This window comes from Frankia sp. CcI49, from assembly GCF_001983215.1.
GTDB lineage: Bacteria > Actinomycetota > Actinomycetes > Frankiales > Frankiaceae > Parafrankia > Parafrankia irregularis.
In genome coordinates this window covers 115591-129009 of record NZ_MOWP01000011.1, presented here as the reverse complement: position 1 = coordinate 129009, position 13419 = coordinate 115591, and the positions used below count along the sequence as shown (strand labels likewise).

10 protein-coding genes are annotated in these 13419 nt (G+C 72.4%); 8 read left to right on the top strand and 2 right to left on the bottom strand.

Annotated features, from left to right (window positions below):
• The first annotated feature begins 177 nt into the window (after positions 1–177).
• From CcI49_RS11070 to CcI49_RS11040, 7 genes are all read left to right on the top strand, one after another.
• A complete protein-coding gene (locus CcI49_RS11070) occupies positions 178–882 on the top strand; it encodes a hypothetical protein (RefSeq protein ID WP_076826156.1) in 705 nt (234 codons plus the stop codon).
• Positions 883–1445: 563 nt separating this feature from the next.
• Positions 1446–2483, top strand: a complete 1038-nt coding sequence (locus CcI49_RS11065) for an acyl-CoA desaturase (RefSeq protein ID WP_083749428.1) — start codon at positions 1446–1448, stop codon at positions 2481–2483.
• 17 nt (positions 2484–2500) lie between these two features.
• The gene (locus CcI49_RS11060; protein WP_054568469.1) at positions 2501–2758 is read left to right on the top strand and encodes an acyl carrier protein; all 258 of its coding nucleotides are present in this window, start codon (positions 2501–2503) and stop codon (positions 2756–2758) included.
• Positions 2755–3672, top strand: a complete 918-nt coding sequence (locus CcI49_RS11055) for a cyclopropane-fatty-acyl-phospholipid synthase family protein (protein ID WP_076826153.1) — start codon at positions 2755–2757, stop codon at positions 3670–3672. Before CcI49_RS11060 ends, CcI49_RS11055 begins: the two co-directional genes overlap by 4 nt.
• Positions 3669–5039, top strand: coding sequence for a cytochrome P450 (locus CcI49_RS11050; protein WP_076826151.1), 1371 nt, complete (start codon positions 3669–3671; stop codon positions 5037–5039). The genes CcI49_RS11055 and CcI49_RS11050 overlap by 4 nt, the downstream gene beginning before the upstream one ends.
• Positions 5036–5965 carry an alpha/beta fold hydrolase gene (locus tag CcI49_RS11045; RefSeq protein WP_241839998.1) on the top strand — a complete coding sequence of 310 codons (930 nt, stop codon included), beginning with the start codon at positions 5036–5038 and terminating at the stop codon, positions 5963–5965. Before CcI49_RS11050 ends, CcI49_RS11045 begins: the two co-directional genes overlap by 4 nt.
• A complete protein-coding gene (locus CcI49_RS11040) occupies positions 5962–7803 on the top strand; it encodes a fatty acyl-AMP ligase (protein WP_241839997.1) in 1842 nt (613 codons plus the stop codon). The genes CcI49_RS11045 and CcI49_RS11040 overlap by 4 nt, the downstream gene beginning before the upstream one ends.
• Positions 7804–7888: 85 nt before the next feature.
• Here the strand turns inward: CcI49_RS11040 and CcI49_RS11035 are convergent, their stop codons facing one another.
• Both CcI49_RS11035 and CcI49_RS11030 read right to left on the bottom strand, forming a co-directional pair.
• The gene (locus CcI49_RS11035; RefSeq protein ID WP_076826148.1) at positions 7889–9463 is read right to left on the bottom strand and encodes a carboxylesterase family protein; all 1575 of its coding nucleotides are present in this window, start codon (positions 9461–9463) and stop codon (positions 7889–7891) included.
• Between the two features lie 146 nt (positions 9464–9609).
• Positions 9610–12180 carry a PKD domain-containing protein gene (locus CcI49_RS11030; protein ID WP_158230745.1) on the bottom strand — a complete coding sequence of 857 codons (2571 nt, stop codon included), beginning with the start codon at positions 12178–12180 and terminating at the stop codon, positions 9610–9612.
• Positions 12181–12483: 303 nt separating this feature from the next.
• On the opposite strand from CcI49_RS11030, the gene CcI49_RS11025 reads away from it, so the two are divergent.
• Positions 12484–13386, top strand: a complete 903-nt coding sequence (locus CcI49_RS11025; RefSeq protein ID WP_076826143.1) for a MerR family transcriptional regulator — start codon at positions 12484–12486, stop codon at positions 13384–13386.
• Positions 13387–13419 lie beyond the last annotated feature (33 nt).

Below are 13419 nucleotides of genomic sequence, written 5' to 3'. Positions count from 1 at the left end.
GTCAGCGCACTGTCGCGAGCCCGATCAGCGCGGTGTCGCGCGCACGTCCCGGGTGTCGCACGCACGTCCCGGGCACGGGGCGGCTGTCCCTCGTTTGCGGGACGTCGGGCGCCCGAGGCTTGTCCTCACAACGCCGGCAGCGATCGGGCCACCGGCACGAGGAGGGGACGGACCACCATGACAACCACGACAGCGCAGGTCACCCGCGGCTACCGCGACGATGTCGACGCCGGTGCGCCCACCCGAGCCCGGTGGACGTGGCTCGGTGTCGGCGCCGGCGTGCTCGGCATCGTCGCGACGATGTTCACCAGCCCGAACGTCGGGACGGACAAGGTCGGGCCGGACGCGCTGGCCGAGCTCTCCCGCGGGCAGCTCCAGCTCGGTGGTGCGCTCGGCTACGTGACGGTCGCCCTCCTGCTGGTGCTGGCCGCATCCTGGCGCGCGAAGGCGGTGACCGCGGCGCGCGGAGCCGTGGCCGCCCGGGTGGTCGCCGACGGGCTGACCGCGTCCGCCGCGGCGCTGAGCCTCGGCTACGGCTGGAAGCTGGCTCTGGCGCTGTACCTGCCGGGCGGGCTCAACGAGAACGGCTTCAACACGGATGGCCAGTTCGTCTACTTCATGCTGAACGACTTCGGACCGTTCATCGGCTACCTCGGAGTCGTCGTCGCCGCGGGGGCGGTCGCCTGGCTGGGCCTGCGCGACCGGCTGGTGTCGCGGTGGCTGGGCCTGGTCAGCCTGATCCCGCCGGTCGCGGTGCTGTTCATGTCGGGTGCGCTGTCGATCGCCGGGTTCCCGGGCATCGTCGGCCCGATCTGGCTGATCGTTGCGTTCGCCGGCCTCAGCCTCGGCAGGCACCCGATCCTGGGCACCGCCCGAGTGTGACGGCTGCCCGTCAGGATGAATGTCGGCCCATCAGGATGCCGTCAGGGTACTCATCAGGGTAGCTACCCTGATGAGTACCCTGACGCCGACCAGGGCCCGGGTGGAGCCATTGCTTCCACGCAAGAATTGAGGATTTTGGCTGCCACAGCAACCGAAATCCTTACTTCTTGCGGATTACCAAACGATCTTATGCCCCATCCGCCCCTGTTGGCATGAATTGCCGGCACCGTGTCGCAACGCGAGATCCCCGTTGGATCACCAGGTGGTGGTTGGGCGCGGAACTCAAAGCCCGGTATCGGTCCTGGAGCCGCCACTTCCTGCGGTCCGCCGGAACGGGCCACCGAGTCGGCGGCGCGCTCACGCGACGGGGTCATGCGACTCGCGCCGTCGTACACCGCTACCAGATCCAGCCGGTCCGGCGGCCATCGAGAAGCGGCGCCACTCCCCCGATAGAAAAAAGCAGAAAGCTCCGCGCGCGAACACCACCCCCGGTGTTTGCTGGTTATAAATAGGTGGCCTGCCGAGCAGACTCCTGTTTATCGAGCGGAGGACTGGTGAGCTGAATGGTCGACGAGGGCACCGGGCCCGTCGCGCGCGCCGACAACACCCTGCTGGCATCTCATCAGCCCGCAGCCGAGCCCGGCCGGGTCGGTACCGAACCACGCCGGAAGACCATCAGCAATCCCTATGTGCACCGTCTGCAGCGGCGGCATTTCCTGCTGTTCGACGTCGCGCCGATTCTCGGGACGGCGGTGGCACTCGTGCTGCTGGCAGTGCGTCCCGTCGGCGCCACCGAGATCTCGCTGCTGCTGGCGATGTGGGTGGTCACCGGGCTGGGCATCACCGTCGGGTACCACCGGCTGTTCACCCATCGCTCGTTCCGGGCGACGCCTCCCCTGGCGGCGACGCTCGTGATCAGCGGGTCGATGGCCGGGCAGGGCGGCCTCGTCTCGTGGGTCGCCATCCACCGCCGCCACCACGAGCGCAGCGATTCCGAAGGTGATCCGCACTCGCCGAACCTCGCGGGCGCAGGGCTGGCGGGCCGGCTGCGCGGGCTGGCCCATTCGCACTTCCTCTGGATGCGCCGCCATGAGTACCCGAACGTCGTCCACTACGCCCCGGACCTGATCAGGGACCGCGGGCTGATGCGGGTGGCCAGGCGCTACTACCTCTGGGTCGTGCTGGGGCTGGCACTGCCCGCGGCCGTCGGAGGGCTTGTCGACCAGAGCCTGACCGGCGCGCTCTACGGGCTGCTGTGGGGTGGGCTGGTCCGCATGTTCGTCCTGGAACACACCATCTGGGCGATCAATTCGTTTCTGCATATGTTCGGTACCCGCCCTTTCGCCTCCCGGGAAAACAGCCGGAACGGCGGGGTATTCGCCATGCTCACCTTCGGTGAATCCTGGCACAACAATCATCACGCCTTTCCCGAATCGCCGTCGTTCGGGTTGCGCTGGTATCGTCTCGACCCGGGTTACTGGTTCATCCGGACCTGCGCCGCCCTGCGCCTCGCCAGCGATCTGAAGACACCCTCCCCGCGGCGGATCTCCGCGCGCAGGACGACCGCGAACGCCGCGGTCACTCCCACCGTCACCTCCTGACTGAGGAACGAGCCACCGTGACGACAAGCCAGGAATCCATCGCGCGCTGGTGCCAGGCGTACATCGCGGACCTGCTGGGAGTGGCGCCGGACGCGGTGTCACCCACGGCGTCGTTCGACCGCCTGGGAATCGACTCGGCCGTCGCCGTCTCGCTGCTGATCGAGGTGGAGGAGCGGTACGGCGTCGACCTGCCGCCCGAGGCGCTGTTCGAGAACCCGAACATCGACGCGGTCGCCGCCTACCTGCACACGCTGACCGGGCAAGGGGCGGCTTGACCACCCAGGCGGCCGGCTCCCGGGCCACGGCCGCAGCCGGCTCCCGGGCCGCGGCCGCAGCTGCCATCCGCCACCACTACGACGTCGGCAACGAGTTCTACCGGCTGTGGCTGGACCCGTCGCTGACCTACTCGTGCGCGATGCCCGACGGCCCCGACGACGATCTCGAGGCCGCCCAGGAGCGGAAGCTGCGCTTCCACCTCGACGCCGTCAACGCCCGCGGCGCCGGAGCCGTCCTCGACATCGGCTGCGGCTGGGGTGCCGTCCTGGGACGTCTCGCCGGCACCTACCGGGTGCCGCGGGCCGTCGGGCTCACTCTCAGCGTCGAGCAGGCGGCCCACATCGCCGGGATCGGTGATCCCGGGGTCGAGGTGCGTACCGAGGACTGGCGGGACTACGAGCCCGACGGCCCCTTCGACGGCATCATCTCGATCGGCGCCTTCGAGCACTTCGCCCGCCCGGACGACTCACCGGCCGAGAGGATCCGGACGTACCGGGAGTTTTTCGAGCGCACCCGGTCCTGGCTGACCGATGACGGCGCGCTGTCGCTGCAGACGATCGCCTACGCGAACATGCCCCGCGAGGCGGCCAGCACGTTCATCCAGCAGGAGATCTTCCCGGACGCCGAGCTGCCGACCCTGGCGGAGATCGCCATCGCCGCGGAGGGCCTGCTCGAGACGCGGTCGGTGCGTAACGACCGCCTGGACTACGCCTGGACCTGCGAGCGGTGGGCCAGCCGCCTGCGCGCGCACCGCGCGGAGGCGGCTGGCCTCGTCGGGCCGGACGTCGTCGCCCGCTACGAGCGCTACCTGCGCATGTCCGCCCTCGGCTTCCGGATGGGCAAGATCTGTCTGTACCGACTGGTGTTCGCGCCCTACCCCCGCGGCTACGCCAGGCGAGCGGCCGCACGATGACGGCGGCGGCCGAGAGCACGACGATCCGCTTCAACCCGTTCAGCGCCGAGTTCCGCGAGGACCCGTACCCGATCTACCGGCGGCTGCGCGAACACCGCCCGGTTCACCGCACGCTGGGCATGTGGGTGCTCACCCGGCACGCCGACGTGCACGGTGTGCTGCGTGACCGCCGGTTCGGCGTCGGCGTCATCCCCGGCCAGATCGAGCGGGCGGCGGCCCGGCTCGGCCGCCACGCCGCCAGGCCCCACGGCACCGACCCGCACGACGCCAACCCCCACCACGCCAACCCGAACGACGCCAACCGCCACGCCGCCGGGCCTCACGAAGCCGGACCCCACGACCTGGGACGCATCGGGCGGCTGGCGGCGTCGTCCCTGGTGTTCACCGATGATCCCGAGCACGGGCGCCTGCGCGCTCTGGTCAATCGGGTGTTCACCGCCTCGGCGGTGAACACCCTGCGCCCGCGGATCAACGCCGTGGTCGACCGGCTGCTGAGCCCCGCCCTGGAGCTCGGCGGCATGGACGCCGTCGGCGACTTCGCGGCACCGCTGCCGATCGCGGTCCTCGGCGACTGGATGGGCCTGCCGGACGACCTGCGTGACCAGGTCGGCGGGTGGACCCACGACATCCGGTTCCTGCTCGAGCCGGGCCTGCTCAAGGCCGACGACCTCACCCGGGTGCGGGACGTCGTCGACACGTTCGTCAGCGCCCTCGGCGACGTCGTCGGCGAGCGTCGGGCGAGCCCGCGCGAGGATCTGATCAGCCGCCTGCTGGCCGCGCGGACCGGGAGCGGCGACCGGCTGGGTGACGAGGAGATCGCCTTCGTCTGCATCATGTGCTTCGTCGCGGGGCTTGCGACGACCACCTCGCTCATCGGGAACGCGCTGCTCGCGCTGCTGTCCGACCCGGCGCAGGACGCGCTGCTGCACCGCCGCCCCGAGCTGGCCCCGGACGCCGTCGCCGAGGCACTGCGCTACGACAGCCCGCTGCAGCTGACGAAGCGGCTGGCCTCGGGCGACGCCGAGCTCGGCGGGCAACGGGTGAAAGCCGGTGACGAGCTGCTGCTCTGCCTCGGCGCGGCCAACCGTGACCCGGCGGTGTTCGACCGGCCCGACAGCTTCGACATCGGTCGCGCCGGCCGTGGGCGCACCGGCGGCGGGCATCTCGCGTTCGGGCACGGGATGCACGGTTGTCTGGGCGGACCGCTGGCCCAGGCCCAGGCGGAGATCGCGCTCGAATCCCTGTACCGGCGGGCGGGACGGATCGAGCCGGCGGCGGATCAGGGCCCGGAGCCGAGCTGGCAGGCGCACAGCTTCATCATCCGCGGGCTGACCCATCTGCCCGTCGCCCTCGGGGACGTCCGTTGACCGCGGTCGAGGGCATGCCGTGGCTGCGCCTCGGCCCGGCCGAAGCAACGGAGCCGGCGGGGAGCCGGGAGCCGTCCGTGCGGCTCGTCTGTTTCCCGCACGCTGGGGCCGGCGCCACCTCCTTCGCCCGCTGGATCGGCCTGTTCCCGCCGGCGGTGATCCTGGTGCGGGCGCAGCTGCCCGGGCGGGAGGACGTCACGGCGCAGCCGCCGCTGCGGCAGGTGGGTGACGCCGTCGGAGCCCTGCTGCCGCAGGTGGCCGCACTCATCGACGGCACGGCGGGCCGCACGGAAGGCGGCGCGACGAGCGACACCGCGGGCAGCACGGCGAGCGACACAGCGAGCGACACAGCGAGCGGTGCGCGGCCGCTGGCGCTCTACGGGCACAGCATGGGCGCGCTGGTGGCGTTCGAACTGGCGCGGGCGCTCACCGCCGCGGGCAGGCCGCCGTCGCACCTGTTCGTCTCCGGCCGGCGGGCCCCGCACCAGCCGAGCCGCCGGCCGCCGGTCCACCGGTTCCCCGACGACGAGTTCGTGGCGGCGATGGAGGCGATGGGCGCGACCGACGGCGTCGTTCCCCGTACCAGGGCGTTCCTGCGCTACATGGTCCGGGTCACCCGCGCCGACCTGGAGCTGTCCGAGGAGTACGGCTACCGCCCGACACCGCGGCTGGGCTGCCCCATCACCGCCTTCTACGGGACGGAGGACCCGGTGGTCGACATCGACCAGGTCGAGGCCTGGCGGCACGAGACGGACGCGCCGTTCGCGTTCCACACCTTCACCGGCGGCCATTTCTTCCACCAGCGGCACCGGACGGCCATCGTCACCCTCATGTCCCAGGCACTGGGCCCCGCGGACACGACCGGAGCTGTGGACACGACCGGAGCTGTGGAGACGACCGGAGCGGTGACCGGGGCTCCGGCGTGAGCGTGAGCGTGAGCGGCCCGGAGCCGGCCGCGGCTCGTTCCCTGCCCGAGACCCTGCACGTCCGCGCCGCCACGCAGCCGACCGACCGCGCCTACGTGTTCCTCGACGACCGCGGCGAGGAGAACTGCGCGCTGACCTACGGCGAGCTGCACGCCGAGGCGCTCACCCTGAGCCGGCGGCTGGCGGACGTCGCCAGGCCGGGTGATCGGGTGCTGCTCGCCTTCGGATCAGGCCCCGAGTTCATCGTCGCCTACTTCGCCTGCCTCCACCGCGGGATCATCGCGGTGCCGGTCAACCCGCCGCGGGCCGGCCACGTGCAGAACTCGACCCGAGCCATCGTCCGTGACTGTGATCCTGCTGCGGTGCTCACCGTCCCGGGCCTGCTCGCCTCCGTCGGCGCGGCCCTCGACGAGATCCGCCCGGGGGTGCGCCGGCTCGCGCTCGACCGGGACCGCTGCGCGGACGTCGTCACGGCGGACGCGCTCACGGAGGGCGGCGACCTCCGGCCACCGGACCTGGACGCCATCGCGTTCCTGCAGTACACATCCGGGTCCACCGCGGCCCCCAAGGGCGTCATGGTCACCCACGGCAACCTCGTGGCGAACCAGGAGATGATCAGGCGTGCGTTCGGGCACGACGAACGGTCGACCTTCGTCGGCTGGGCGCCCTTCTTCCACGATCAGGGCCTGATCGGGAACGTCCTGCAGCCGCTGCACATCGGGGCGACCAGCGTCCTGATGTCACCCGCGGCGTTCGTCCGCCGGCCGCTGCTGTGGCTGTCCGCGATCTCCCGCTACCGCGCCCACACCAGCGGCGGGCCGAACTTCGCCTTCGACCTCTGTGTGTCGCGCGCCGCCCGGGAGGCGGCACGGGGCCGCGACATCGGCGCCGGCGGCGGCGCCGGGCGGCTTGACCTGAGCAGCTGGAAGGTCGCGTTCAACGGCGCGGAACCGATCCGTGCCGAGACGCTCGCCCGGTTCGCCGAGACTTTCGCCCCGCACGGGTTCCGTCCCGAGGCGTCGTACCCGTGCTACGGCCTGGCCGAGGCGACCCTGCTGGTGACCGGCAGCCGGCCGGGCCGCGGCCCACGCACGATCACCGCGGCCCGCGACGGCCTCGCTCGGCGGAGCTACGTCCCGGCCGCGGGCGGGCTCGGGCACGGCCAGGTGCTCGTCGGGTCGGGCCGGGTCCTGCCGGAGGAGACCGTCCGCATCGTCGACCCGGCCACCGGGCAGGTGTGCCCGCCCGGCGCGATCGGCGAGATCTGGGTGTCAGGGCCGCACATCGCCCGCGGCTACTGGCGCAACCCCGAGGCCAGCACCGCCACCTTCGAGGCCACCTGCCCGGACGACGAGCCGGGCCGCCGCTTCCTGCGCACGGGGGATCTCGGGGTGCTGGTCGACGACGAGCTCTACGTGGCGGGCCGCCTCAAAGACCTGATCATCATCAGGGGGCGCAACCTCTACCCGCAGGACATCGAGCGGACCACGGAACAGGCACATCCCGCGGCGCGTGCCGGCCGGGTGGCCGCCTTCGCGGTTCCCGACCCGGCTGCCGGCGAGCGTCTGGTCGTCGTCGCGGAGGTCCGGGAGACGCCGGATGTCCTCCCCGACGACGTCGCGGCGTCGATCCGGGCCGCGGTGGTTCGCGAGCACGAGGTGTCGATCGGCGATCTGGTGCTCACCGGGGCGTCCGAGCTCGCGACGACCAGCAGCGGGAAGATCATGCGAGCCGCCGCCCGCGCCCGCTACCAGGACGGAGGCTTCCCGGCCTGGTCCCCCGGGGCTCGCGCCGCGAGCCAGCCGCTCGCCGCGCAACTCGACCGCTCGACACTCTGACGACCGCGGCGCGTGCTCACTCGCGCCGCAGCCGTACACAGGCCGCAGCCGTACACAGGCTTCGGTCGTACACAGGCTTCGGTCGTCACTCCGCGCCGAGGAGCAGGGCCGGGAAGGAGTGGTCCTGCCAGATCAGCCGGGATCGCTCCTCCGGGTAGGCGGTGACGGCGCAGGAGACGTCGAAGAGCTGGGTGAGGCGCCGGTCGCGGTCGTAGGCCGGCCAGCCGGGGTCACCCCCGGTGGCGAAGGCGGTCCAGGCGGTCCGCATCCGGGCCGACAGGGCCGTCGCCTCGGCGGAGGGRCTGTCACCGATCAGCAGGGCTGGCTGGCCGCTGGTGAGGTTGCCGAAAACGAGCGGCACATCGAGGCCGTGGCAGGCTCCGAACGCGCCGCCCATCCCCGGGGCCGGCCAGGTCAGCTCGTAGAGATGCACCCGGCCACCGGCCGCGGCCTGCGCCTCGGCGAGGTGCAGGGTGGGCATCCGGAACAGCCAGTCGGAGTGCACCAGTTCGTAGAGCTGGTCGGGGCTCGCGTCCGGGTAGGCGCCGCGGTAGCGGTGGGCGCCGTCCGGGCCGGGGGCGAAGACCTGAAGCGCGGTCTCCGCCTGTTCGGGGGTCACCTGGCCGAGCAGGCCGGTGAAGGCGGTGAACAGCCGCTGCTCGTCGCGGGTGTGGCCGGCCAGCAGGTCGACGTCCCGGCTGCTGCCGGATGCCACGGCCTGCCACGGGGTGGCCGGCAGGACGTCGCCGTCGACGACCGGCGCGAACAGGATCGATCGCTGTGCGGGCTGGCCCCAGCGCTGCGCCCGGGTGGTCAGCGTCGCGGCGACGACGTCACCGGCGAGGGCCAGCAGCGCCGGGTCCGCCGTGGCGAGGTCCGCCGAAGTGGGACGCAGTCCGAGCTCGGCGGCGCAGGCGGCGGCGATGTCGGCGGCGAGCTGGGGCGAGAAGAAGGTGCCCGGCACGCTCTGGGCGATGGCTCGGCGGAACAGCCCGGCTGCCCGGGGCATGGCCAGCAGGGCGGCGACCGATCCGCCACCGGCGGACTCGCCGAAGACCGTGACGTCGTCCGGGTCGCCGCCGAAGGAGGCGATGTTGTCGCGCACCCATTCCAGGGCTGCGACCTGGTCGAGCAGGCCCCGGTTGGGGGGTGCTCCCGCGAACTGGGCGAAGCCCTCCATCCCGACGCGGTAGTTGGAGGTCACCACGACCACGCCACCGTCGCGCGCCAGTCGGCCGCCGTCGAACTCGGGCTGGCTGGACACGCCGATCGTGTACGCGCCGCCGTGGATCCACACCATCACCGGCAGCGTCGCGGCCGGGTCGGCCTCGGGCGACCAGACGTTGACCGTCAGCCAGTCGTCGCCCGCCACACCCTGGGCCCCCGAGTCCTGGGCACCCGAGTCCTGGGCACCCGTGCCCTGGCCGAGCATGTCGGTCTGCGGCGGCGGGGGGCCGTACGAAAGGGCGGGCCGCACCCCGTCCCAGCTCGCGGCCGGCCGCGGTGCGGCGAAGCGAAGCCGGCCGACCGGCGGCGCGGCGTAGGGGATGCCGCGGAAGACCGCGACGCCCGACTCCAGGCTGCCGCGCAGCGCCCCACCCGCCACGCGGACCTCGGGCCGGGGCCCGGCTGACGCCGTCCCGGTGTCAGCGGTCGCCATGGTTCCTCCGGTGCGGGCGCCGTGTGCTCGATCGCTTACCTGCACGGAGGAATCATCACGCGGGGCCGGCACGCTTCGCCAACCATTTACCCGCCGCGCATCACCACACCTGCCCACCCGGGCCAGCCTCAGCCGGACCCGCCGGGTCAGCCTCCGCCGATCGTGCTCGAGGGCACAGGGGGCGTCGGGGTCGTCGACGGCGCCGCGGATGCGCAGGTGATCGTGGCACTGGCGCGGTATGCCGGGGATACGAAGGTGATCTGCCCGTTCTCGTAGATCTCGATCTCATCCGTGTTCGTGGTGGTCTCCCCGGGAGCGCCGTCCACGGTCATCGTGAAGCTGACGGTCTGCGTCCCGGCGCCGCTGAAGGTCAGCGACTGCGCCCCGGGCCCGTGGTTGCGCCAGGCCCACGTGGCGGTGCCCGCGCCGTTCGCGGTCACCGTGCCGGTGAAGGTGAGCGTCAGCGGGCAGGTGTAGGTACCCGATCCCGGGCTGACGGAGGCGCGTCCGGCGGTGGCCTTGAACTGGGCCCCGACGGTGACGGTGGCCGTATCCGTCGCGGTCACCCCGGAACCGTCCCTGATCGCGGTCAGGGTGACGGTGTAGGTGCCCGGCGCCGTGTAGGTGTGGGTGGCCGAGGAACCAGCTGCCGCCGGGCTCCCATCGCCGAAAGTGATGCGGTAGCTCAGGTGCGGGTCAACGAGGTAACGGATGGTGTCCTCGGCTGTCACGGTGAGCGGCGCCTCTCCGGAGGTCGGTGTCACGGCCAGCGACGCCTGCGGCGGGCCGCAGTCACCGTCCGTGCGCGCCGCGACCTGGTGCGCCTGGGATCGCGCGGTCGCGCCGTTCGCCGCGGACACCGTGCCCACCAGGGTGAAGGCGTCGCATCCTGTGACGTCGACCCGGAACGCGCCGCCGCCGAGGGCGCTGACCGTCGTGCCCGTCGCTGGTGACGCGTCCAGGGCGTAACGGGTCACGGCGGCGCCCGCTCCGGTACCAGGGCGAACCCTGACGTCCAGGGAGGTGGTGGACGTCTGCGCGACGTCGAGGGTGGGTGTCGCCGGGTTGGCGGGCTGATCGGGCTGCGGCTGGGTCCGAGTCGGGTCGGGGTCCGGTTGAGGCGGGGTGCCCGTGGAAGTGCCGGGGGGTGGGGTGCGCGACGGGTCGGGCTTCGTGGGAGGCGCCTGGTCCACCACGTTGATCGTGCTGCTGACCTGGACCTGCTCGCCGCTGGCGAGCCCGGCCCGAATGGTCACCGGGTAGCTGCCCGGCCGTGCCCAGGTGTGCGACACCTCCGCTCCCGCCGCGGTACCCGCGTCATCGCCGAACGACCACCGCACCGAGGCCAGCCTCGCCCCGTTGGAGGCGATCGCACGCAGCACCACCGGGCGGCCGGCTGTCGCCGGATTCGTCGAGGTCTGGATCTGCACGGCGGATCGATCACGATCCGGCGTGCCGGAGACGGTCGGCGTCGGTGGCCGTGGCGACGCTGTGCCGGTCGGTGGGGTGGTGGGCTTCGAGGAGTCCCCGGAGCCGCCGGAGCCGCCGGAGCCCTGCGTGTCTTCCGCGCCGCCGCTGCCTCCGGAGAACAGGTTGTCCCCGGGCCGGTCGGGGTTGTACTTCTGGATGGGGATGGTCTGGCCGGTCAGGGACAGGACTCCGGCGCGGGCGCTGGCGGGGTCGTTGTAGAACACGAACGGCCCGCTGGGAACAAGGTCGAACGGCGTGTCCGGGTCGAGGACGTCGGCGTGCGTCACGGTGTCGGGGTGGGCCAGGTCCGCGATATGGACCTGGCCGGTGGTGAAGTCGGGGATGAAGACCCGGCCCGCGGCCTCCGTGGGTGCGCCGAGGGTGTGCCCCGCGGCGTCGAGGTCGATCGCGGTGTCGCACCGGTTGCTGTCCAGGTCGCTGACGAGGAGAACACCTCGCTGCCCGGAGGCGGCGTACACCCGGGACGCGGCCGCGGATCCGGTCAGTACGGCGGTGTCGTCCCGCGCGCCGCCGGCCAGGCAGGTCGGCCCCCCGAAGGTGCCGTCGTCGTGCAACGGACGCACGGCATCCCCGTCGACAACGACGGCTCGCCCGCCGACCTCGAGCAGCCGGGCCGCCGGTGACGCGACGGCCCCCGTGCGGGGTACCGCCGGGCCCGTGCCGGCGCTGTCCAGGGAGACGATCCGGCCCGAGCCGGCGTCGACCAGCCACAGCCGGCCGGTCGCGTCCACCACGCCGCCGCCGGGCCCGATCCGTGACACGACGGACTGCGGCTGGCCCGCGCTCAGCGTCCGGGAGTCGGCGCTGGTCACCAGCCCGGTCTGCTCGGCGAAGACGTACGCGCGACGCGGGCCGGCGAAGACCCGCAGCCGCTGGCCCGGCCGGGCGAAACGCACCGGCTTGGAGACCTCGTAGGAGGCGCTGTCCACCCGCACCACCGTGCCGGTGGACGTGTCAGCGACCAGCGTCTGGGCACTGGTCGAGGCGGCGGACAGATCCGAGCCCGGGTCGGCGACCCTGACCTGGGTGATCAGCTGCCCGGAGGAGCCGTCCACCAGCGCGGCCTGGCCGACCGCGGAGGACACCAGCCACGCCGACCCGCTGTCCAGCGACACCCGCAGCGCCCGGTCGTCGTGACTCGACACGACCACCACCGCCACCGCGGCGATCGCGAGGATGGCGCAGGTCACCGCCAGCCGCATGCCACGATCGGCCGACCGTCGCATCCCCACTCTCGTGTTCACCTTGGCCCCGCAGCAAGCTGTCAGCCCGTGGCGTGCGTACCGCCGCAGGAAATTCCCCCGGTTAGTGCGGCCCTGCGACCCGCGACGCCCGAGTTTCTCCGGATTCCGGTCCGCGTGCGCAGTGGCCGCTTCGTCTGCGATTCCGATTCAGAATCAGAATCACGGGCGCCGATCCGGCCGTCAATGTCCTTTCGGGCAGTCCCCCGGGCCATATGTTCCGCATGTTCCGCGCGCGCGGGTGGCAGGACGGCTCCGGCGGTTGACTCTCCAGTTGGTGGAGGCCCGATGATCGGGTTCATGATGATCGGCGAGCTTGCGGCGCGTACCGGGCTGTCGGTACGGACACTGCGGTTCTACGCCGACGCCGAGGTGCTGCCCGCGCAGGGACGTACGACGGCAGGGTACCGGCTGTTCGGGCCTGAGGCCGTCGCCCGTGCGCGCCTGATCCGTACCCTGCGCGAGCTCGGCGTCGGTCTGGACGACATCAGGGAGGTGCTCGGCGCCGAGACCTCACTGGACGAGGTGGCCGCCCGGCACGTCCGCGCCCTTGACGCCCAGATCCGCGTGCTGCGGCTGCAGCGTGCGGTGCTGCGCGCCTTCATCGGTTCCACCGACCCAGAGGAGCTGCGACGGATGACCGACCTCACCAACATGACCGACGAAGAGCGTCGCCGGATCGTCGAGGAGTATCTCGACGCCGTCTTCGGTGACAGCCCGAGCGCCGTCGCCGACAGGATGGYGATGGGTGCACCCGAGCTGCCCGAGGATCCGACCCCGGAGCAGGTCGTGGCCTGGGTGGAGATCGCCGAGCTGCTGCGGGATCCCGACTTCATCGCCACCAGCCGGCGGATGGCGCAGCGGGCCCGGGCCGAGGGGCCGGAGCCGGACGTGGCGCAGTTCGATGTCGGCAAGGCCGTCGGCGAGCTCGCCGGCCCCGCCGCGAGGGCCGGTGTCGACCCTGCCGCGCCTGAGGCTCGGACGATCGTCGAGCGTCTCGAAGCGCTTGGCCCGACCCCGCCGGAGGACCGCACGCGGGTGGCCGACCGGATCGAGGCCTTCACCGACCGCCGCGTCGGCCGTTACTGGACGCTCGTCGGCATCATCAACGGCTGGGCGCCCAGCCAGGCGCCCGACGACATCATCGACGCCTGGGAGTGGTACTCCCAGGCGCTGCGCGCCCACGCCTGAACGGAGATCACCGGGTGTTGCCACACCCAACTA